Genomic DNA, 20,956 nt, shown 5'->3' on the forward strand with positions numbered 1-20,956 from the left:
CGTGCTCACGCCGACACCGCCATCTGCGCGGTCACCTGAGCGAGGGCGTCGTCCGCCACGGCGTTGACGACGTCCCCGATCACGATGGTCGCCGGATTCTCCAGGCCAATCCGGGCGACGTCGTCGGCGATTGTGGACAGCTTCGAGCGGATTGATCGCTGCCGAGAGGTCCACGCGCGCTCCACAACCGCCGTTGGCCGATCTGGCGACATGCCGGCGCGCACCAGCGCCGCGGACAGTTCGCGCAGCCGCGCAACGCCCATCAGCACCACGATCGTGTGTGGCCAGCGGACTAGTAGGTCGACCTCGAGCTCATCGTGGCCGGAGATGACCAGGACGCCGGCCGCCACACCACGGTGAGTCACCGGTACTGCGGCCGCGGCCGGTGCGGCGATGGCGTTCGAGACCCCTGGGATGACCTCTACCTGTACGCCGGCCGCCACGCAAGCGGCGTACTCCTCACCGCCGCGACCCAGCACAAACGGATCCCCGCCCTTCAGCCGGGCGACCCGCTGCCCTGTGAGGGCACGCTCGACGAGGATCCGATTTATCTCCTCCTGCGGCACCGGGTGGTGGTACGGGCGCTTCCCGACGGGGACGATCTGCGCGCGTACGCCGATCTCGTGCAGGAAATCGGTCGGCCCGAGCCTGTCGGCGACGACGACGTCGGCGGCCAGCAGTTCGTCACGACCGCGAACGGTCAGCAGTCCCGGGTCTCCTGGTCCTCCGCCAATGAGTACAACTCTCCCTCGCTCACTCATCACGGCACCCCGTCGGCTCAGCCACGCATCGGCCTACTTCGATATTTCCGTCACGGGACCGCACCTCCCAGGACCCGAGTGTCACACCAGGTTCGCTCAGGCAAGACCCGTCGCGGAGGTCGAAGACCTGCTTGTACATCGGGGACGCGACGGTCGGCACCCGGACTCCATCGATTGTCGTCGATCCAACCAGGCCTCGGGCGATCACGTTAGCCCCACCGAATGGATCACGGTGACCCACGCAGTACAGCGTCCCGTCGCTCATCCGCACGATCGCGACCTGACCTTCGGCCAGCAACGCGGCCACACCACGCTCGGTCGGTAACCCCTCATCGCGGCAGACCGCTCGCCACGTCGAGGGCGCATCAACATTCATCACGACACACCTCCGCCAGAAACGGGAATCCGAGGACCACTAATCAACACCGGTCGCTGGTGCGGATCGACAGGTCGGATCTGCGAACGCTCGTCGATGTACGCCAAATCCGGGTCCGGAACATCCGGCGCATTCACGAACGACGTGAATTGGGAGAGTTTCGCCGGATCGGTAAGCACATCGCGCCACTCATCGGAGTAGCTGGCCACGTGCCGGGCCATCGCGGCATCCAGGTCCGCGGCGATCCCCAGCGAGTCGTCAATGACGACCGAACGCAGATGCTCCAGTCCGCCTTCGAGGTTTTCCAGCCATGCGGCGGTGCGTTGCAGCCGGTCAGCGGTGCGGATGTAGTACATGAAGAACCGATCGATGGTGCGAATCAGCGATTCATCGTCAAGATCCTCAACCAGTAGTTGGGCGTGTCGGGGCGTGAATCCGCCGTTGCCGCCGACGTACAGGTTCCAGCCCTTGTCGGTCGCGATCACGCCGGCGTCCTTGCCGCGCGCCTCTGCGCACTCGCGAGCGCAGCCCGATACGCCGAGTTTGAGTTTGTGTGGCGCGCGGAGCCCGCGATAGCGGTTCTCCAGCAGGATCGCCATCGAGGTCGAGTCTTGTACGCCGTACCGGCACCAGCTCGATCCGACGCACGACTTCACCGTGCGCAGCGATTTTCCGTATGCGTGTCCGGACTCGAACCCGGCGTCCACCAGCCGCCGCCAGATCAACGGCAGTTCCTCTATGCGTGCCCCGAATAGGTCGATCCGCTGCCCGCCAGTGATCTTCGTGTACAGCCCGAAGTCACGAGCGATTTCACCGACGGTGATCAGGCCGTCGGGGGTGATCTCGCCGCCCGGGATGCGTGGTACGACGGAATACGTGCCGTCCTTCTGCAGATTCGCCAGCACGTGGTCGTTCGTATCCTGCAAGCTCGCCTGCTCACCGGAGAGGATGTGCCCGCCGCCGAGGCTAGCGAGGATCGAACCCACCGTCGGCCGGCAAATATCGCAGCCGCGACCCGAGTCGCCGTGGCGAGCGATGATCTCGGAGAACGTCGTGAGGCCACTGACGGAGACCGCGGCGAACAGTTCGGCGCGCGACATCGAGAAGTGCTCGCACAGCGCCTTCGACACCTCGACGCCAGCGGCCTCCAAGCCGGCGATCATCAGGTTCTTCACCATCGGCAGACACGAACCGCAACTCGTGCCGGCCTTGGTGCATGACTTCACCGCGGCGAGGTCGTGTGCTCCGTCGACGACGGAGGCCCGGATCGTGCCCGCGGTGACGTTATTGCACGAGCACACCACGGAGTCATCGGGCAGATCGCCGGTGCCCGGTGCGGCGAGCCCCTCGGGTACGAGGTACGCGGCCGGGTCCGACCCAAGTTCGCGGCCGACCATCGGCCGCAGCGCGGCGTACGCCGAGGCGTCGCCGACCAAGATGCCGCCGCGCAGGGTGCGAGCGTCGTCGCTCATCACCAGTTTCTTGTAGACGCCGGCGACGGGGTCGGCGTACACGACCTCCAGAGATCCGCTTTCCTGACCGAACGCGTCACCGAAGCTGGCGACGTCCACGCCGAGCAGTTTGAGCTTCGTCGAGGCATCGACGCCCGGGAACGTGCCGTCGCCACCCAGCAGTTGGTTCGCGGTTACCTCCGCCATCGCGTTACCGGGCGCGACGAGGCCCCATACCGCGCCGTCAATGCACGCCACCTCACCGATAGCGCTGATCGCGTCATCCGCGGTGCGGCAACGATCATCGACGATGACACCGCCGCGCTCGCCGGTGGGCAGTCCGGCATCACGGGCGAGTTCGTCCCGAGGCCGCACACCGGTGGCGAACACCACGACGTCTGCTGGCACACGATCGGAGTTCACAAACTCGACCTGGTGCACTCGACCGTAGCGACCGTGGATCCGCGAGCTGGCGGTCTCCGTGTGCACGGTGACGCCGAGCTGTTCAATCAGCCGGCGCAGCGCCTGACCACCGCCGTCATCGACCTGGATCGGCATCAGACGCGGTGCGAATTCGACAACCCGGCTGCGTGCGCCGAGTGCCTGCAAGGCACCGGCAGCCTCCAGGCCTAGGAGCCCACCGCCAATCACCACCCCGTTCAGCACCCGGTCGGGGTCCTCCTTACGCAGCTCTTCGACGTACCCGCGCAATGAGGCGACGTCGTCGATCGTGCGGTACACGAAACATCCGTCGATGTCATTGCCCTTGATCGGCGGGGTGAACGCGTAGGAGCCGGTCGCGAGTACGAGGTGGTCGTAGCCGAGTTGCGCACCGTCCTGAAGCGTGATCTGCCGGGATGCACGGTCAATTGCTGTGGCGCGGCATGAGGTGCGCAGCCGGACTCCATCGGCGTTCCAGAACTCACGGTCCCCCAGACTCAGCGACTGCGGATCTCGACCGGTGAAGTACGTGGTCAGCGCGACCCGGTCGTACGGCGCGCGCGGCTCATCAGCCAGCACCGTGACCTCAAGTTCGCCGCTGGCGGTACCTGGACGGATAGCCTCAACGAATCGGTGCGCGACCATTCCGCCGCCGATGACGACGATGCGCCGGGCGCCGTGGGTATTCGTGGTGGTCATGATTGGCCTCTCTGTCGTGCTGCCTTCGAGATTTCCAGCCGAATGTTTCAAGCCCGCCGAGCCGTGTTAACGCCAGGAAACATCCCGCTCACCGCACGGCCGCTTCGGTGTGCGAGGCGGCAGGGCTGCTGCTTTCGGCATCCGGATCCGCGCTCTTGAGCCACACGAGCGCATCGCCGACGGCCGCGGCGCAGCCGCCGCATCCGGTGGTTGCGCGGGTGCGGGCGGCGACCTCCGCGACGCTGCGATCACCAGCGCGGTAGGCGGCGATGATGTGCCCTTTGGTGACTCCGTTGCAGCGGCACAGCGTCGCGCTGTCGGGGATCTTGGTGATGCTCGCTTCACCGGACGGCGCGGCGAGCAGTGATCGGTCCAGTAATAGGTGCGCGGGATCGGCCGGCACCGATAAGTGACGTTCAAACAGCGCCTGCAACTCGGCGGCGATCTCCGGTGCACCGACGCAGACGGCTGCTCGCAGTTGGTCGCCGTCGGTTGCCACTTTGATACTGCGCCCGCCACGCGGGTCGTACAGGCTGACCAGCCGCACGTCGCTCGGCTCGCGCAACAACGTCGCATCGCCGAGGGTGACGGCGCTGATACTGCCTGCCTTGAGCCGCACGACGTCGCGTTCGAGCGGCGCGGGCGCTACCGCAATGCCCGCCATCGCCCTCGACAACCGGCGTGCCTGCTCCCAGCCCGGACCGATCAGTCCACGGATTCCTTCCGGCGGCTGAGCACAATCACCGATCGCCGCGATGTTCGGATCGTCGATCGAGCGCAGGTCGTTCCCGACCAGGATCCCTTCGTCGATACTCAGTCCCGCTGCGCGCGCGAGTTCGGTCGCGGGTTCAATCCCCGCGGTGATGATCAGCGTCTCGGCAGGAACGAATCGCCCGTCCCCGAGCCGTACGCCGCGCATCCGGCCGTCGGTGCGCTCGATCGCGCACGCGTCGGCGTCGCCGAGGACGTCGATGCCGCTTTCCCGTAGCGCCTGTGCCACGACAGCCGCCGAATCAGCGTCGAGCTGGCGCTGCATCGGCGCGTCGCCGGTGTGCAGCAGGCTCACCTGCGCGCCTCGCCCGGCTAGACCTGCGGCCACCTCGACCCCGAGCACACCACCGCCGAGTACCCCGATCGGCGTACCGACGGCGGCTACGGCGATGATCCCGCGCGCATCGTCGAGGGTACGCAGTACTCGAACGCCGTGACCGTCCTCCATACCTTCTATATCGGGGATCCGAGCGTGAGCACCGGTCGCGAGAACCAGGTCGTCATAGCCGAGTTCGAGCCCTTCGTCGGTACGAATCCGACGGTGCGCGCGATCGACGGCGCGCACTCGGACGCCGCGTAGTTGGGTCACAGAATCCGGCAGCTCCGGCATGGTGATGCCCGCCAGCGTCATTCGACCGGCAACGACCTCCGAGAGCAATACTCGGTTGTACGGCGCATGTGGCTCCTCGCCGAGCATGGTGATCTGCGCCTGTTGGCCGGCGCGGGCGAGTTCGGCGGCCACCTCACCGGCAAACCTGGTCCCGACCATGCCGCCGCCGACCACGATGATCTTGCGCATTCAGGCCTCCTTGCGGCGTACGTCGACCGCGCACACCTTGAATTCGGGCATACCGCTGATCGGGTCGCTGTCGGGGTTGGTCGCGCGGTTGACCGATCCCTCACCGCTGAAGTGGAACGGCATGAACACGACCTCGGGGCGAATGTCGTACGACAACCGCGCCGGCGCGCTCACTACGCCGCGTTCGGAGGCGACCTGTACGTCGTCGCCGTCGGTGATCTGTAGCCGCGCCGCAGTCAACGGATGGATCTGTACGAACGCGCCGCGGCTGACCGCAGCGAGTTCGGGTATCCGCCTGGTCTGTGCGCCCGATTGATAGTGCGCGAGCACGCGCCCGGTGATGAGGTACATCGGCGCTCCGGGGCGTACGTCGTCACGGACATCGCTGGCGTGCACCGGACGCATCCGCGCCCGCCCGTTCGGATGGGCGAAACGTGAGGTAAATAGTCGCGGCGTACCCGGCGTTCCGGCCGCGTACGGCCAATGCGCCGGCAGCGGCTCGTCAAGACGGTCGTAATCGATGCCCGCGTAGTCGGCGAGCCCGCCAGAGCTTGCCGCCCCTAGTTCGGTGAATACGTCCAGCGCGGTGCGCGCGAACTCGTGGCCGAGGGCTGCAGCGAGGTCAGCGATCACGGCGAGTTCATCGCGAGCCTCACCCGGCGGCGGTCGCAGCCGCCGCCGACGAATCACCCTGCCCTCCAGATTCGTCATCGTGCCCTCTTCTTCGGCCCATTGCGCTATGGGCAGGACGACGTCCGCGAGCATCGCCGTCTCCGAGGGCACGAAGTCGGTGACGACGAGCAGATCTAAGCCGGCCAGACGTCGCTTCACGTCTTCGGCATTCGGCGCCGACACGACCACATTCGAACCATGCACCAGCAACGCCTTCGGACCAGAAGGTTCACCGAGCGACGTCAGCAACTGCATCGCCGGCAGCCCTGCACCGGGGAGGTCGGCGGGGTCGATTCCCCATACGGAGGCAATGTGCGCACGGGCGGCCGGATCGGCGATCGAACGGTAACCCGGCAGCTGATCGGCCTTCTGCCCGTGTTCACGTCCGCCCTGCCCATTGCCCTGACCGGTCAAGGCGCCGTATCCGTTACCGCGGCGGCCCGGCAATCCAAGCGCGAGGGCTAGGTTGATGGCTGCTTGCACCGTGTCCGTTCCGTTCGCATGCTGTTCAGCACCCCGGCCGGTGAGCACGTATGCACCCTGACCGCCGCCGTGGCCGCTTGCCCGCCACAACGTCCGCGCGGCCTGCCGGATGCTGTGCGCCGGTACGCCGGTGACCTGCTCGGCGCGCTCGGGCCACCATTCATTGGCACTCGCGAGCGCCCCGGCGACGCCGTCCACCCGCGCTTGCAGGAAATCGTCGTCCAGCACATCGTCGGCAATCAGCACGTGCAGCAGCGCCAGCAACAGCGGAATATCCGTGCCGGGTAACGGCTGCAGGTGTAGCCCCTGCCCGTCATCGCACAATGCGGCGGTGGCGCTGCGACGCGGGTCGATCACGATGAGTCCACCGCGGCGACGGGCAGCGGCGAGGTGCTGCACCAGCGGCGGCATCGTGTCGGCGATATTGCTCCCGATCAGCAGGATTGATTCCGCGGAGTCCAGATCGGTAACTGGGAACGGCAGGCCGCGGTCGATGCCGAATGACTGGTTACCAGCCGCCGCGGCCGAAGACATACAGAACCGGCCGTTGTAGTCGATCATCGCCGTGCCGATCGCGAGCCGGGCCAGTTTGCCGAGCAGATATGCCTTCTCGTTGGTCAACCCGCCGCCACCGAACACCGCGACGGCGTCCGGTCCGTATTCGGCCCGCAGTGCGCGAATCCGGTTGGCGATCAGCGTAAGCGCGTCGTCCCAACTCGCGGGTTCCAACTCACCTGCGGCGGTGCGAATCAGTGGCGTGAGCAACCGGTCCTCGACATCGAGCAACGCCGAACTGGTCCACCCCTTTTGACAGAGCCCACCGCGATTCGTAGGGAAATCACGCCCGCGTACCTGAACCCCCGAAGAGGTTTCGGTGAGCGTCATCGCGCATTGCAAGGCGCAGTACGGGCAGTGGGTGTCGACAGCCGTCATCAGACGACCTCCGACGCGAGCGCACTGCTCTTACGGCAATACACAACCCAGGTGAGGGCGGCCATCGCGAGGTACACGCCGATGAACACCCACAGCGCAGCCTCGATACCGCCGGTGGCGCCGGTCGAGAGTGCGAAGGTGCGCGGGATCAAGAATCCGCCGAACGCACCGATGGCGCCGGCAATACCGATACACGCCGCGGCGATCCGCTTGGTCGAAGCCGCATCAGCGCCTCGCGCCGTGGCCCGGAAGATCGCCGGGATCATGCGGTAGATCGAGCCGTTGCCGATACCGGTGAACACGAACAGCCACAGGAACGACACGAAGAACAGTCCGAACGAGTGCGCATTCAGCCCGACGATGACGCCGATGGCTCCCAGAATCATTGCCGCGAACGACACGACCGTGACGATCGCTCCGCCGAATCGGTCGCCCAGCACGCCTCCAATGGGGCGAGAGACCGATCCCACGAGGGCACCCAGGAAGGCGATCGACAGGTCGATCTCGGCGAACTCACCGGCGAGCAGGGTCGGGAAGGCACCGGCGTAGCCGATGAATGACCCGAAGGTGCCGATGTAGATGATCGACAGAATCCAGGTATGCCGGTGCCGCAGCGCTGCGCGGAAGCTACGCGAGTCCGAGGACGCGTCGGCGACGTTGTGCATGAACTTCCAGGCCAGTACGGCGGCCAGCAGGCTCAACGGGATGAAGATCAGCCCGGCCCGCTCCAGCGCGATACCCGCGCCCGAGACGATGATCAGCGGTACGGCGAACTGGACTGCAGCCGTGCCGACGTTTCCGCCGGCGGCGTTGAGGCCGAGCGCCTTACCTTTCTCGGCCTCCGGATAGAAGAACGAGATGTTCGCCATCGACGATGCGAAGTTTCCGCCGCCGAAGCCGGCGAGCGCCGCCACGAGTAACAGGATGCCGAAGGAGGTGTCCGGGTTGGAGACCACCCAGGCTAGCGCTCCGGCCGGGATGATCAGTAAGAGCGCCGAAATAATGGTCCAGTTACGACCGCCGAACCGAGGTACGGCGAACGTGTAAGGGATGCGCAGCGTCGCACCGACGAGACTGGGCACCGAGACTAGCCAGAACATCTGATCGACGGTGAGGACGAACCCGGCCGCGGGTAATTGCGGTACGACGATGCTCCAGATCGCCCAGAGGGCGAATCCGAGGAACTCGGCAAAGACCGAGACCGCCAGATTGACGCGGGCAATCGCCTTACCGCCGTGGCGCCATTGCTTCGGCTCTTCGGGGTTCCAACCGTGCATCCAACGCCCACGCGTGAGCGTGACTCCCGGTAGGAGGCGCTCGGGATTCTCGGTGAGCGTTGACTGGTGAAGGGCCGCGGATGAGTGCGGATGTGCGGCATCGTCGGTGTCGGTAGCGGTGGGTGGATTCTGCACAGGTGGCATGTTCTGCACGGGCGGCATGCGAACTCCTCGGTTCCGGTGGATGTAGCGAACCTAGGAATTGGATGTTTCGAGCCCCCGCGCCTTCTGTTACCCGCCGATCAACTCGTGCTCACAAGGCCACCGGCGGTGTGTGAGGTGTGCGGGCGCTCGATTCGAGCCCGGGCTCCGGCTCCGGCTCCGGCTCCGGCTCCGCGATCATCCGGCCGTGGCTGCGGGACGTCGTAGGCTTGCGGCATGACTGAACTCGCTGAGTTACTTCGTGACGCGCAGCGCGTCGTAGCCTTTACCGGCGCCGGGATTTCCACCGAATCGGGGATTCCCGACTTCCGATCCCCCGGCGGCGTCTGGACGCGCTACGATCCGCGCGAGTTCACCTTCGACCGGTACGTCGAATCCGCCGAGGTACGCCGCAACTCCTGGGCGATGCGCACCGAACTGTTCGACGGTCGCCCCAGCCCGAACGCCGCCCATCGCGCGCTCGCCCAATTGGAATCCGAAGGGCGCGCGCTCGGCGTGATCACTCAGAACATCGACGGATTGCACCAGGACGCCGGTTCGCGCAAGGTGATCGAGATTCACGGCACGATGCGGGACGTCGAGTGCATCGGCGCGGCGCCACGGATGGGCACCCCGGACGGGTGCGGCTTCCGGCGCGAGGCCGAGTGGGTGTTCGCGCTACTCGAGGGCGGTCAGGATGATCCGCGCTGCCCGCAGTGCGGCGGGATCATTAAATCAGCGACGATCAGCTTCGGGCAGATGATGCCGACCGACGCGATGGAGGAGGCGGTAGACATCGTGCAGCAGGCGGACGTCGTACTGACCATCGGCTCATCACTACAGGTCTACCCGGCCGCTGAAATCCCGATGATCGGTAAGGAAGCCGGCGCGCGGATGGTCATCATCAACCGCGAGGAAACACCGTACGATTCGCAGGCCGACCTGGTGATCCACGCGAATGCCGGTGAGACGCTTCAACGGGCCGTACTCGACTGACCAATCGCCCGTTGCGTCACGGCGTACGCCGACAACATCCCGAGAATCTCCACGGCGATCAACGCAATCCACCCCACCGGCGGTATCAGGTGCGCCAGGCGAGGCACGATGAGCGCCGGAGTGACCGCTGCGATCGCCACCACTGAAACATAGGGAATCCAATTGCGCCGGAAACGCAGCAGCGTCGCGAGCAGGAGGAGCGGGAGCACCACCACAAGAACTCCGACCAGAACGAACCGCAAGTGGCCGTGCGCTGCCGAGCGCGTCAGGATCCGCCACCATTGCAGCGGTCCGACGACGATCAGCACCGTCGCCGCTATCGCACACCAGGCGCCGACGAATGCGGCGCCGAGTACGACGGCATAGCGCCCCACTTAGTCGCTAGGCCCGATCGAGTCGATGCACCAGTCGTCCCCGACCTTCGAAACGTGCACGATCGCAGCGAAGTCGTACTCCTGCAACGCCCCCTCGCCCTGTACCTGCACGTCAAAAGTGCCGGAATCGCCGTCCTGGGTGGCGTCGGTGATCGTGATGCTCTTCTTGGCCTCACCACCGGCCATCTCGTTGGCCTGGGATATCGCGTCCTTCAGCGCCTCGATGTCTTCGGCCGGGGGTGCTTGGCACATGAGCGCGAGCCCGGCCTCGATGTCGACGTCGTCGGCGGCCGCTGCCGCTTCGCCGGCGAGTTCGCTGACCTCGGGCGCCTGGTCGATCGCAGCCTCGTCCAGTCCGTAATCGCTCGCATCACCGCTACCGCCACCGGACAGGCTCGTGACGAGGATGACGACGATCACGACGAGCGCGAGGATGCCAACGGCAACGGCAATGGGTAGCAGACGTCGCTCGCGCGAGGTCATCGCCGGATCGTGCAGTTCCTGCTGGGTTCCCGGGTGCCACTCGCCGGGTTGCTGGGTTCGCGGCTCTCCGCGCTGCGCAGCGCCAGGCTGCTGTGATCCCGGCTCAGGCCAACCGCTCTGCGGTGCGCCGGGCTGCGTTCCTGGTTCGGACCAACCGTTCTGAGGTGCGCCGTTCTGCTGGTGCCCGCCGTAGGGCTGCGAGGGCGGCTGCGACGGACCAGGTGGTCGCTGCGCGCCGTCGGAGTCATTCGGCTGTGGCTCAGGCGGCTGCGGTCCGGTTGGCGGGATCGTCATGGTTCACTCCTCGCTGCGATTCGCAGGATTGTAATGCGCAACCGCCCCGGCACCGTCGAAGTCGCCGACGGCGCGGAGCCCGTCGATCACTCCTTGACGATCAGCCGGCGGCCGATTCTGACTGTGCTTGGCCTTGGCCTGGATGCTGTGAATACGCAGTTCCATCCCTTTGATGGCGCGCAGTTGGCCATCGATGAACGCGGTTGGTGCATCGCTGACCCGCCACGTCTCGGCGAACGGCTGCTCGAAATGCTCGGTTAACCGGGTCACGTTCTCGCGCAGCCAGTCGAGGTCGTGATGCACGATCAACTCCCCGCGAATGTTGATCGTCAGGTGATTCCAGGTCGGCACGACGCGGCCATGCTGGCTCTTGGACGGGTACCACATCGGCGTGATGTAGGAGTCGCTGCCGTGCACGATCACCAGGGAATCACCGGTTGGCTCGACCTTCCAGTGCTCGTTCTGCAGGGCGAAGTGTCCGCACAGTGCCCCAGCCTGCTCGTCGTACAGCATCGGCATGAACGTGGATGCAAGGCCGTCGGCAGTCGGAGTCACCAGGTCTGCCGCGCCAAGGTTCTCCAGCACGTCGCGGACGTCGTCGTCCGGCATCGCGAAATGCTTAGGCAGGTACATGTCAGTCATCAGCGGGGAATCCTAGCTGCGGGTTACCTTAGAAATGTTCGCGCACCAGTGCTGCGACCGCCTCCGGGCCGACGTCCACCATGGCCTCATTGTGCAGTTTCTCGAAGTACGTCACGTCGCTGCGATACATCGCATCCACGTTCGAACGGCTCACCATCCGCAGCAGCAACGAGTAACGCTGCGACGGGTTCGGGCCGCCGCCGGCGAGCGCCCAGTTAAATGAGGTCAGGTTCAGTGCGTGGTACGTGCCGAGTACGGCGGACATGCCCCCGCCGAGGTCTGCACAGTCCGCCTCGGTGAGATCGACGATGTCGGCGCAACCGTCCACGACCGCCCACACCTCATGGAATCCGGCGGGCGCAAAGGGGGTAAAGAATGCGACTCGACCACGACGACCGATCCACCGCGGACCGTCGGTCTCGGCGGCGACCAAACTCTGCCAGTACGGTTCGCCGTCCCATGCCAGCGAACGAGAGATCAGCTCACGCTGAGTAGTCGTGCCGATATCGTCGTGCGCGGATTGCGCGTGCGGGTGCACCAGCGAGCTACCGCTCGGCGGCAGGTAGTTCGCGTTGATCGAGGAGTACATCGCGCGCAGACCGTGCACACCTTTGGTGTAGGCCACGAAGGCAGTCAGCAGGTCACCTACGCGCTGGCCGGTGAGTTCGTTCAGGTCTTGAAAGTGCGAGGTCGTGTCATACAGCCCGACCGAGGAGAACTCGGAGTAGGCCATGACATTCGGCACGATAGTGGCGGTGCCGCGACGGATCCGCCCCTCGGTGGTGATGGCGGAATCAAAGACTCCCGTGGCCATCTCGATCTTGTCCGCACAGAACGGGCAGAACGGCGGCGTGGCGGTCAATGCGCTGATATCGGGCCGCTCGGTCGGGCTCAGTTTGGACCCGGTGATGATGCGCGACGTACGGCCGGTGAGCGGGTCGACGCGGACGGTCAGCGGAACTTCGATGATGTTCGACGGGTTGGTCAGCTCGGGCACCCGAGCGGTGATCTGATGCTCTACGAACTCGATGGCAGCCATGCCCTCAGACTAGAGGCATGCGCCGCGGGCCATGCGTGAGCCCGTCCAGCCCGTCCGGATTACCGCGTCAGTTGCCAGGCGGCGAGCCCGATGAGCACGGTGCCGAGTACGACGACCCACGGCGGCAGTTTCAGCCAGACGAGCGCAGCGAATGCGACCAGCGCGATCACGACGTCCTGCCAACGCCCGATTGCGCTGGTCAGCACTGGACGATAGAACGCTGCCGCGAGGATGCCGACCACTGCCGCGTTGACGCCACGCAGCGCTGCCCGCAGCGCCGGTGCTGCGCGCAACCGGTCCCAGAAGGGCATCACGCCGACAACCAGCAGCAGGCTGGGCAGAAAGATTGCCAGCAATGCCAGCGGTGCCATCAGCAACGGACTACTCATCGAGGCACCGAGGAACGCGGAGAAGGTGAACAGCGGTCCCGGAACGGCCTGAGCGGCGCCATATCCGGCGACGAAGTCATCAGCGCTGACCCATCCGGCGCCGACGACCTGCGACTCGAGCAGCGGCAGTACGACGTGACCACCGCCAAAGACCGTCGATCCCACTCGATAAAACACGTCGGTGACGTCGATCGCGAACTCCGCGGTGAGTGCGGCCAGTATCGGCAGCGCGATCAGCAGCACGGCGAAGACGCAGAGTGCGATAACTCCGGCTCGCACCGATACCACCTGAGGTTGCACCGCGGAAGGCACCGCCGGGCTGTGTGCGCGAAACAGCGCCCAGCCAAGCGCGAGCCCGAGCGCCACGATCGTGAACTGAACCCACGCGTCGGTCCACAGGATTGCCGCGGCCGCAGCGGCCATCGCGATGAGCGCTTCGGGCACACCGCGACATGCCGTGCGCGCCATCTGCCAGAGCGCTTGAGCGACGACAGCGACGGCGACCAACATCAAGCCGTGCAGGACGCCGTCCGGCACCCCGCTGAGGGCGCCGAGGCCGAAGGCAGCGAGCGCGATCGCCGAAGGCAGCGTGAATCCGCACCAGGCGGCGACGGCGCCAGCCAACCCGGCACGTCGTAGCCCGATCGCCATACCAACCTGCGAGGACGCCGGTCCGGGTAGGAATTGGCACAGCGATACGAGGTCGGCGTACTCCTCATCACGCAGCCAGGCGCGACGATCGACGAATTCGGTGCGGAAGTAACCCAGGTGCGCAATCGGTCCGCCGAACGAGGTCAGTCCGAGCAGAGTGAACGCCCGCAGCACCTCCCACCAGCGGTGTCGAGGGACTGATTCTGGAGTCTCGGCAGGCACCGCGGCGGCCATCACGCGAACACCGTACCGACTCGAGCACCCGACTACGGGACCGACCTGAGCATCCAGCTGCGGCGCGACTCGACGTGACCGGACGAGGGCAGAAACTAGCCACCGAAGTTTTGGGGGTGGACATTAGAGGTTCAATCTGTAACGCTCGAACTTAGGCATTCCTAACCTAACTTGGAGGACACATATGGTCAACGCCACCGCGACAGCTCCCGAGCGCGAACTCACGGCGACGATCACACCCACTGAGCACAACCAGACAGATTCCGGCATCACCACAACCATGCTCGGCCTACTACGTATCGCGTTCGGCTGGGTCCTGCTTTGGGCCGGACTCGACAAGATCTTCGGCCTCGGCTACCCCACCGAAAGCGGTCAGGGCATCGTCGACGGCGGATCAGTCACCGAGGGGTACCTATCATTTGGCGTCAATCCCGATAGCCCCGTGCACGGGATGCTCACCGCGATGGCCGGCAACCCGATCGCCGACGGCCTCTATCTCGCTGCCACCCTCGGCGCCGGCATCGCCGTACTACTGGGAGTCTTCGTGCGGATTGCGGCGATCGGCGGCTCCATTCTGATGTTCATGTTGTGGCTATCGATGCTCCCGCTGGAGAACAATCCGTTCATGGACCAGCACCTGCTCTATGCCCTGGTCGGCGTCGCCGTCGCACTCACCGGAGCGGGCCGCTACCTTGGCCTGGGACGGTGGTGGGCCAGCACCTCACTGGTGCGCGCCGCGCCCTGGCTGAAGTAATCGCAACGCTTTCACGCGATTCACGACACCCCCTCAGTGGAGCGACATGCTGCACCCACTGAGGGGTTGTCGTTTTGAACTTGACTACGAATGCGCGCCGGCTCTCGGCCTCCAACGCGCGGCGGTCGCAAACGCGGCGAACGGCTGTGGATCGGGGTAACTGACCAGTTCGAGTCGGCCGCCCCATGGCGGAACGACGTACACGAATTGATTGCGTCGGCCGTTCTCCGGGTAGGGCATCGGGCGCGGCTCGCCGAGCGGGCGCCCGCCGGCATCCACCACCCGCGCAAGCGCCCCGTCGAGGTCGTCGACGTAGAACGCGACGTGCTGCCACCCGAAGTCGCTAGGCACCGCCGGCGGCCGCTGCAAGGAGGCCGCGTACTCGAACAATTCGATGCCAGGCCCATCCGGCAGCCGCAACATTCGGATCGCACACTGTCGCGTATCCGGTGGCACTCCGAGCCTGAGCGAGAGCGCATCGCCCGATCGAGCCAGATCGGTGCGCTCCAGGACGTCGTACAGCACGACAGCGTCGAATGCCTCGATGAAGAACCTCGTCGCCTGCTCGACGTCGGGCACGGTCAGCCCGATGTGATCGATCCCGCGCACGCAGCCTCCGCCCACCTAGTGAATATTAGGTAAGCCTAACCGAATTTATATTCATTAGCGAGGGGCGTGAGGTCGATCGCAGCCGCCTACCGAGCCCCGATGCGCGCGGTCGTGGTGACCGCTCCGCGCGAGGCCGATCCGACGGTCTTGGCGTACTTCGCGAACAGCCCGCCGGAGTCCTTCGGTTCAGGAGCACTCCATTCGGCGCGGCGCTGGGCAAGCTCCTCATCGGATACCTCCAACGTGATCGTGCGAGCGTCCAAGTCGATGTCGATCGCATCGCCGGTGCGCACCAACGCGATCGGACCGCCGACCGCCGCCTCGGGAGCGACGTGGCCTACCGCGATCCCGTGCGAGATCCCGGAAAACCGACCATCGGTGATCAGCGCGACGGTGTCCTTGAACCCCTTGCCTACGATCGCCGCGGTGACTCGTGACGTCTCCGACATCCCCGGACCGCCGATCGGGCCCTCGTATCTGATGATGACGGTGTCGCCGGAGACGACTTCGCCCGCGATAACAGCCCGGTACGCCTCTCGCTCCCCCTCATACACTTTGGCTGTCCCGCGGTGCTGATGAACCTTCGTCCCTGGCGCTTTGAGCACCGACCCCTCGGGTGCGAGGTTGCCCCGCAGGATGATCCAGCCGCCGGTTGCCTCCACCGGGGTGGCAGCCGGCGTCACGACATCCTGATCTTCCGGCAGCGGCTGCGCCCCAACCCGCTCGGCGAGAGTCTTGCCGTCGACCCCCCGGGCGTCAGGGTGCAACACACCGGCGCCGATCAACTCGCGCAGCACCACAGGTAAACCGCCGACGCGATGCAGGTCGGCCATCACGTACTTACCCGACGGGGTGAAATCACCGATTCGGGGAGTCCGGTCGCTGACCTCACCGAATCTATCGATGTTCAACTCGACGCCCGCTTCGGTCGCGATAGCCAACAAGTGCAGGATCGCGTTCGTCGATCCCCCGATCGCTGCCGCGGTAGCGATCCCGTTCTCGATGGCCTGCACGGTGAGCACGTCACGCGGCCGGGTACCGGCGCGCAGGGCGTCCATCACCGCAATACCGGATTGACGTGCGATCGCCGTGCGGTCGGCGCTGATCGCCGGCGGCGCAGCGCTGTTGGTGACGGTAAGACCCAGTGATTCGATCACCGACGCCATGGTGTTCGCGGTGAACATTCCCGCACACGAACCACGCTCCGGAATCGCCACCCGCTCGATCTCTGCCAGCTCCTCGTCGCTGAGGTTCCCCGCGGCATGCTCACCGGCCGCTTCAGCGAGGCTCTGGATCGACACATCTTTGCCACCGAAACACCCGGGGCGGGTACTACCGCCGTACAGATGCACTGCGGGGATGTTCATCCGCATCATGCCCATCACACAGCCCGGGTTGGTCTTGTCGCAGGCGCCGATGGTCACCATCGCATCGAAGGCGTACGCCGTAGCAGCCAACTCGATCGAATCGGCGATCACTTCCCGGCTGATCAAGGAGGCTCCGCCTCGGGCGAGCACACCGTCACTGACCGACACCGTGTTGATCTCCAACGGCGTACCGCCGGCCTCGCGAATCCCCGCAGCCACCTCCTGCGCCAAGTCGCGTAAGTGCGCGTTGCAGGGCATCGCTCCACTCCACGTGTTCGCGATACCCACGATCGGCCGCTTCATATCGTCATCGTCGAGGCCGAGGGCGCGCAGCATCGCGCGTGGTCCGATACTGCCCGGGCTCGTCAGACGCCGGCTGTGCTCGCGCAGGTCGGGCGCCCCACCTTTCGACTGATCGCTGCTCATGGCACACTTCCTAACTAATCGGCTGCTCGGTCAATTTCTTACCCGAGGATGCCCCCCGGAGCAATACGCCACTTGGGATCTAGAGTGAGCGCTACATACGCGGACGACGTAATCGACGTCACCTACGTAACAGTAATCACGTACCCATCAGTTAGTTTCGAACGAACTACATGAACGGAGATCACGATGGACCTTCAGGTCGCCGGGCGCGGCGTACTCATCACTGGTGGCTCGAGTGGCCTCGGCTTCGGACTCGCCCGCACTTTGGTGGACGAAGGCGCGAATGTACTTCTCGTCGCCCGCAGCCAGGACAAGCTCGACGCCGCCGCACACGAGCTGTCGGACGCCGGGACCCAGGTGCTCACCGTTTCAGCGGACGTACGCAATCCCGATGACCTACAGGGCGCTATCGACGTCGCCGGGCGCGAATGGGGCAAGCTCGACGGCTTGGTCAACAACGCGGGATTCCACACCGGCAGCACGTTCGAAAAGACCACCGATGACGAATGGCAGGCAGACTTCGAACTGAAGCTGCTGGCGAAGGTCCGCGGTATCCGACAGTCCATTGAGCTGCTGTCCAAGAGCGACGCGCCGGCCGTGCTGAACGTGCTGAGCATCTACGCTCGCTTTCAGCCGAACAACTCGATGCCGAGCTCGGTCTACCGGGCAGCGGGAGTCGCACTCACCGGCGGGCTGTCGCGCGATCTGGCGAAGTACAAGATTCGGGTCAACGCGGCGCTGATCGGATTCATACACAGCGACCAGTGGAATCGCGCAGCGGCGGCCGCCGGCGTCAGTGTCGAGGAGTTCGAGGCCGGCCGCGCCGAGGCGATGAAGATCCCGCTCGGACGTGGCGGCACCACCCAGGAGTTCGGCGATGTGGCCGCGTTCCTGCTGTCGCCGCGGGCGTCGTACCTCACCGGTACCGCGCTCAACGTCGACGGCGGCCTGTCCATGGTCGTGTGATCATGACTCGCAAACTGCCCACGGTAGGCGACCTCAAGCCGTTCCTTCGGATCCGCAAACCGATCCTGAACCGCACCACCAGCCGGCTCTCCCGCGCGCAGAGTATCGGCGACCTCGAGCGCTTCGCCAAGCATCGCGTGCCAAAGTCGGTCTGGGAGTTCGTATCCGGTGCCGCCGAAGACGAGATCACGCTCAGCGAGAACCGGCGCGCGCTGGACGACGTTCGTTTCAACCCGCACTTCTTCGGTCAGGTTGCCAAACCGGACATTAGCACCACGATCCTCGGCCGCGAGGCCGCGGCGCCGATCATCGTCGCGCCCACCGGATTCACCCGGCTCAGCCACCACGAGGGAGAGGTCGCCGTCAGCCGGGCTGCCGCCGCAGGAGGTTCGCCGTACACCCTCTCGACGATGGGCACCACGTCGATCACCGACGTGGCCACGGCCGCACCCAACGGCCGCAACTGGTTCCAGGTCTACATGATGCGCGACCGCTCGATCACCGAAGCCCAGCTCGCGGAAGCGAAGGCGAACGGGTTCGAAGCCATCATGCTGACCATCGACACACCGGCGACGGGACTGCGCCGCCGCGATGCACGCAATGGGTTCGACATTCCGCCACGACTGACTGGTCGCGCGCTGGTCGACATGACGGTGAATCCGCGATGGGTCTATGACCTAGTCACGCATGAGCCACTGAAGTTCGCGACCATCGGCGAGGACTCCCCCTTCCAACGGTGGGGTCAGTCGGGTGTCGTCGTTGAGCAAAACCTGCGTCCGGCGGATATCGCATGGCTACGCGAGCGGTGGGACGGTCCAATCCTGGTCAAGGGCGTCATGGACGTACAGGACGCCGTCGAGTCGGTGCAGGCCGGTGCGCAGGGCGTCGTCATTTCCAACCACGGTGGTCGCCAGCTCGACCGAACCCATGCGCCGATCTCGGTGCTCCCTCGGGTGCGCGAAGCCTTGGACGACGACATCGAGATCTTTATCGACTCCGGGTTCCGATCCGGCGCGGACATCGCTGCGGCCATCGGCTTAGGTGCGCGCGCCGTGATGGTCGGTCGTCCGTATCTATTCGGGTTGATGGTCGGTGGCCAGGCCGGCGTGGAAAAGGCGCTACAGATTCTGCGCGCCGAACTTCGTCGGACCATGATGCTGCTCGGCACCGCGACATTGGCCGACATCACCTCGGAGCGAGTCAGCCTCACGGCGGCGCACGAGCGCGCCGACAGCTAAGACTTCCTCACTTTCCATACCTTTCGAAAGGTTGCAATGCGCACCAAACCTACTTTTGTGCTGTCCTCAGTACTGGCGGCGACAATGCTGCTGGCCGCCTGCGGCGAGGCGGAACGTGCCGAGCAGAAGGCGACCGATGAGTACCCTGCGGTCATCGAACAGTCCGATGACTACGACTCGGAGGCACACCTGAGCGTCGGCGTCACCAACGCCCCGCCGAGCTGGGATCCCACCGAGAGCATCACGAACGGTGACTTCACGCCGTACGTCCCGATCTATGATCGGCTGCTACAGACCGGCGACAACGGCGATCCGGAGCCGATGCTCGCCGAATCGTTCGAGCCGGCCGACGACGACTCCGCGATGATCCTCAAGCTCCGCGAGGGACTTAAGTTCTCCGATGGCGAGCCGTTCAATGCCGAGGCGGTCAAGTTCAACCTGGAACGCGCCGCCGGCCCAGACAGCAAGATAAACGGCGAACTCAACATGATCACCAGTGTCGAGGTCGTTGACGAGTACACGGCCAAGGTCAACGTATCCAAGGGCCTTGGCACGCTCGCCGTGTCGCTGACCTCGCGCGGCGGCATTATGGTCTCTCCGAAGGCCGCCAAAGCAGGCACGCTGACCGATAAGCCCGCCGGGATCGGCCCCTACACGTCGACCGCGATCAGTCCTGGTTCGTCCATGGAAATGGAACGCACGCCTGACTACTGGGAGCCCGAAGCGCAGCGGGTCGCGACGATGACCTACTCGCTGATCACCGAAGACCAGGCCCGTTACAACGCGCTCGTCTCCGGCGAGATCGACGTCGCACAGATCAACGCAAACCAGATGGACGACGTCCTCAACGCGGGCGCGAATGTCGTGGCCAACGAGACCCCACTGTTCCTGTACTTCGGTATCAACACCTCGGTGAAGCCGTTCGATAACCCCGAGGCCCGCAAGGCGCTGAACCTGGCGATCGACCGGCAAGCGATCGCCGACGGCCTGTACGACGGTCACTGCACGCCGAGCATTCAGTACGTCCCGTCCACCAGCCCTGGCTACAGCGACAAGGTTGGCGACGGATCCGACATCTTCCCGTACGACCCGGAAGAAGCCAAGAAGATCCTTGAGGACCTCGGCGCCACGGACATCGAGATCACCTCGGTGCCGCCGAACGTCACGATCTACACCAAGTTCGCCGAAGTGCTGCAGGACCAACTCGCCGACGTCGGTATTTCGCTCGAAGTAAAGCCGCTACCACCGGCGCAATTGGTCCAGGAGTTCTCGATCGACAAGTCGGCTGAGGCTATGGCCTCCATTGCCACCGTAATCAACGATCCGGAGGCCGTACACGGTCGGTACCTGACTCCCGATGCATTGTTCAACCCGGGCGGGACCGATTACAGCGAACTCAACGCCGCCGCAGAGGCAGCAGCCATCCCGCTGGATCCGGCCGAGCGCAAGCCGCTCTACGAGAAGTACTGGGACATCTGGGTCGAGAATCCCACCCACGTCGTACCGGTCTGCATGGTGCACCTCGCAGGCGCGGCGAATAAGAACGTGTCGGGTGTCCAGGAATTGCCGACAGGCAGTCTGGACCTGCGATACGCATCAATCGCCAAGGAGTAACGACCGTTCGAGTCGACGTACCGGTGCCGGGGCCCATTGGGTCCCGGCACCGCCGGTTTCTACCTCATCACGAAAA

18 protein-coding genes are annotated in these 20,956 nt (G+C 65.3%); 5 read left to right on the forward strand and 13 right to left on the reverse strand.

The genetic code is table 11. The annotated features are described in order from the left end of the window. Positions 1-5: 5 nt before the first annotated feature. The 6 genes from cobA to E1H16_RS06240 all read right to left on the reverse strand — a co-directional run bounded on the left by cobA (position 6) and on the right by E1H16_RS06240 (position 8,825). Entirely contained in the window at positions 6-761 is a 756-nt protein-coding gene (gene cobA / locus E1H16_RS06215; RefSeq protein WP_134322812.1) for a uroporphyrinogen-III C-methyltransferase, read from the reverse strand. Beyond that, positions 754-1,137 carry a nitrite reductase small subunit NirD gene (gene nirD, locus E1H16_RS06220; RefSeq protein WP_134322813.1) on the reverse strand — a complete coding sequence of 128 codons (384 nt, stop codon included), beginning with the start codon at positions 1,135-1,137 and terminating at the stop codon, positions 754-756. Before nirD ends, cobA begins: the two co-directional genes overlap by 8 nt. After that, on the reverse strand, positions 1,137-3,728 hold the full coding sequence (nirB, locus tag E1H16_RS06225) for a nitrite reductase large subunit NirB (RefSeq protein WP_134322814.1): 2,592 nt from the start codon (positions 3,726-3,728) through the stop codon (positions 1,137-1,139). The genes nirD and nirB overlap by 1 nt, the downstream gene beginning before the upstream one ends. An 88-nt stretch (positions 3,729-3,816) precedes the next feature. Beyond that, on the reverse strand, positions 3,817-5,298 hold the full coding sequence (locus E1H16_RS06230; RefSeq protein WP_134322815.1) for an FAD-dependent oxidoreductase: 1,482 nt from the start codon (positions 5,296-5,298) through the stop codon (positions 3,817-3,819). After that, positions 5,299-7,386, reverse strand: a complete 2,088-nt coding sequence (locus E1H16_RS06235) for a molybdopterin oxidoreductase family protein (protein ID WP_134322816.1) — start codon at positions 7,384-7,386, stop codon at positions 5,299-5,301. Beyond that, entirely contained in the window at positions 7,386-8,825 is a 1,440-nt protein-coding gene (locus E1H16_RS06240; RefSeq protein ID WP_243837706.1) for an MFS transporter, read from the reverse strand. Before E1H16_RS06240 ends, E1H16_RS06235 begins: the two co-directional genes overlap by 1 nt. A gap of 216 nt (positions 8,826-9,041) precedes the next feature. Here E1H16_RS06240 and E1H16_RS06245 point away from each other — a divergent pair, with 216 nt between their 5' ends. Beyond that, complete coding sequence (locus tag E1H16_RS06245; protein WP_134322817.1) at positions 9,042-9,800, forward strand: SIR2 family NAD-dependent protein deacylase; 759 nt, start codon at positions 9,042-9,044, stop codon at positions 9,798-9,800. Here E1H16_RS06245 and E1H16_RS06250 read toward each other — a convergent pair. From E1H16_RS06250 to chrA, 5 genes are read right to left on the reverse strand one after another with little or no spacing between them, the layout of a single operon-like run. After that, positions 9,779-10,174, reverse strand: a complete 396-nt coding sequence (locus E1H16_RS06250) for a hypothetical protein (RefSeq protein ID WP_134322818.1) — start codon at positions 10,172-10,174, stop codon at positions 9,779-9,781. The two genes, E1H16_RS06245 and E1H16_RS06250, sit on opposite strands and share 22 nt — an antisense overlap. Further along, positions 10,175-10,951, reverse strand: a complete 777-nt coding sequence (locus E1H16_RS06255) for a hypothetical protein (RefSeq protein ID WP_134322819.1) — start codon at positions 10,949-10,951, stop codon at positions 10,175-10,177. It lies immediately after the preceding gene. A gap of 3 nt (positions 10,952-10,954) precedes the next feature. After that, complete coding sequence (locus tag E1H16_RS06260) at positions 10,955-11,593, reverse strand: FMN-binding negative transcriptional regulator (protein ID WP_243837707.1); 639 nt, start codon at positions 11,591-11,593, stop codon at positions 10,955-10,957. Positions 11,594-11,621: 28 nt separating this feature from the next. Next, positions 11,622-12,632, reverse strand: coding sequence for a hypothetical protein (locus tag E1H16_RS06265; protein WP_134322820.1), 1,011 nt, complete (start codon positions 12,630-12,632; stop codon positions 11,622-11,624). Positions 12,633-12,691: 59 nt separating this feature from the next. Continuing rightward, complete coding sequence (chrA, locus tag E1H16_RS06270) at positions 12,692-13,906, reverse strand: chromate efflux transporter (protein ID WP_134322955.1); 1,215 nt, start codon at positions 13,904-13,906, stop codon at positions 12,692-12,694. A gap of 184 nt (positions 13,907-14,090) precedes the next feature. Here chrA and E1H16_RS06275 point away from each other — a divergent pair, with 184 nt between their 5' ends. Then, positions 14,091-14,660: a DoxX family protein gene (locus tag E1H16_RS06275; protein ID WP_134322821.1), complete on the forward strand. Its 570-nt coding sequence runs from the start codon at positions 14,091-14,093 to the stop codon at positions 14,658-14,660. Between the two features lie 84 nt (positions 14,661-14,744). Here E1H16_RS06275 and E1H16_RS06280 read toward each other — a convergent pair whose 3' ends face one another. Further along, entirely contained in the window at positions 14,745-15,284 is a 540-nt protein-coding gene (locus E1H16_RS06280; RefSeq protein ID WP_208378881.1) for a VOC family protein, read from the reverse strand. A gap of 71 nt (positions 15,285-15,355) precedes the next feature. Then, positions 15,356-17,062 (reverse strand): dihydroxy-acid dehydratase, encoded by a 1,707-nt coding sequence (gene ilvD / locus E1H16_RS06285; RefSeq protein WP_134322822.1) that lies wholly within the window; start codon positions 17,060-17,062, stop codon positions 15,356-15,358. Positions 17,063-17,248: 186 nt separating this feature from the next. Here ilvD and E1H16_RS06290 point away from each other — a divergent pair, with 186 nt between their 5' ends. From E1H16_RS06290 to E1H16_RS06300, 3 genes are read left to right on the forward strand one after another with little or no spacing between them, the layout of a single operon-like run. Then, on the forward strand, positions 17,249-18,028 hold the full coding sequence (locus E1H16_RS06290) for an SDR family oxidoreductase (RefSeq protein WP_134322823.1): 780 nt from the start codon (positions 17,249-17,251) through the stop codon (positions 18,026-18,028). A gap of 2 nt (positions 18,029-18,030) precedes the next feature. Further along, positions 18,031-19,266, forward strand: a complete 1,236-nt coding sequence (locus E1H16_RS06295) for an alpha-hydroxy acid oxidase (RefSeq protein WP_134322824.1) — start codon at positions 18,031-18,033, stop codon at positions 19,264-19,266. 36 nt (positions 19,267-19,302) lie between these two features. Continuing rightward, positions 19,303-20,880: an ABC transporter substrate-binding protein gene (locus tag E1H16_RS06300; protein WP_134322825.1), complete on the forward strand. Its 1,578-nt coding sequence runs from the start codon at positions 19,303-19,305 to the stop codon at positions 20,878-20,880. The last annotated feature ends 76 nt before the right edge of the window (positions 20,881-20,956 follow it).

Source organism: Cumulibacter soli (genome assembly GCF_004382795.1).
GTDB lineage: Bacteria > Actinomycetota > Actinomycetes > Mycobacteriales > Antricoccaceae > Cumulibacter > Cumulibacter soli.

What these genes read in the sequence shown, in the direction of transcription:
- E1H16_RS06255 (WP_134322819.1), bottom strand. Translation starts at nt 10,951, where the DNA reads ATGACGATCCCGCCAACCGGACCGCAGCCGCCTGAGCCACAGCCGAAT.
- E1H16_RS06265 (WP_134322820.1), bottom strand. Translation starts at nt 12,632, where the DNA reads ATGGCTGCCATCGAGTTCGTAGAGCATCAGATCACCGCTCGGGTGCCC.
- E1H16_RS06260 (WP_243837707.1), bottom strand. Translation starts at nt 11,593, where the DNA reads ATGACTGACATGTACCTGCCTAAGCATTTCGCGATGCCGGACGACGAC.
- ilvD (WP_134322822.1), bottom strand. Translation starts at nt 17,062, where the DNA reads ATGAGCAGCGATCAGTCGAAAGGTGGGGCGCCCGACCTGCGCGAGCAC.
- E1H16_RS06275 (WP_134322821.1), top strand. Translation starts at nt 14,091, where the DNA reads ATGGTCAACGCCACCGCGACAGCTCCCGAGCGCGAACTCACGGCGACG.
- nirD (WP_134322813.1), bottom strand. Translation starts at nt 1,137, where the DNA reads ATGAATGTTGATGCGCCCTCGACGTGGCGAGCGGTCTGCCGCGATGAG.
- E1H16_RS06300 (WP_134322825.1), top strand. Translation starts at nt 19,303, where the DNA reads ATGCGCACCAAACCTACTTTTGTGCTGTCCTCAGTACTGGCGGCGACA.
- E1H16_RS06240 (WP_243837706.1), bottom strand. Translation starts at nt 8,825, where the DNA reads ATGCCGCCCGTGCAGAACATGCCACCTGTGCAGAATCCACCCACCGCT.
- E1H16_RS06230 (WP_134322815.1), bottom strand. Translation starts at nt 5,298, where the DNA reads ATGCGCAAGATCATCGTGGTCGGCGGCGGCATGGTCGGGACCAGGTTT.
- cobA (WP_134322812.1), bottom strand. Translation starts at nt 761, where the DNA reads ATGAGTGAGCGAGGGAGAGTTGTACTCATTGGCGGAGGACCAGGAGAC.
- E1H16_RS06295 (WP_134322824.1), top strand. Translation starts at nt 18,031, where the DNA reads ATGACTCGCAAACTGCCCACGGTAGGCGACCTCAAGCCGTTCCTTCGG.
- E1H16_RS06235 (WP_134322816.1), bottom strand. Translation starts at nt 7,386, where the DNA reads ATGACGGCTGTCGACACCCACTGCCCGTACTGCGCCTTGCAATGCGCG.
- E1H16_RS06245 (WP_134322817.1), top strand. Translation starts at nt 9,042, where the DNA reads ATGACTGAACTCGCTGAGTTACTTCGTGACGCGCAGCGCGTCGTAGCC.
- E1H16_RS06290 (WP_134322823.1), top strand. Translation starts at nt 17,249, where the DNA reads ATGGACCTTCAGGTCGCCGGGCGCGGCGTACTCATCACTGGTGGCTCG.
- chrA (WP_134322955.1), bottom strand. Translation starts at nt 13,906, where the DNA reads ATGGCCGCCGCGGTGCCTGCCGAGACTCCAGAATCAGTCCCTCGACAC.
- nirB (WP_134322814.1), bottom strand. Translation starts at nt 3,728, where the DNA reads ATGACCACCACGAATACCCACGGCGCCCGGCGCATCGTCGTCATCGGC.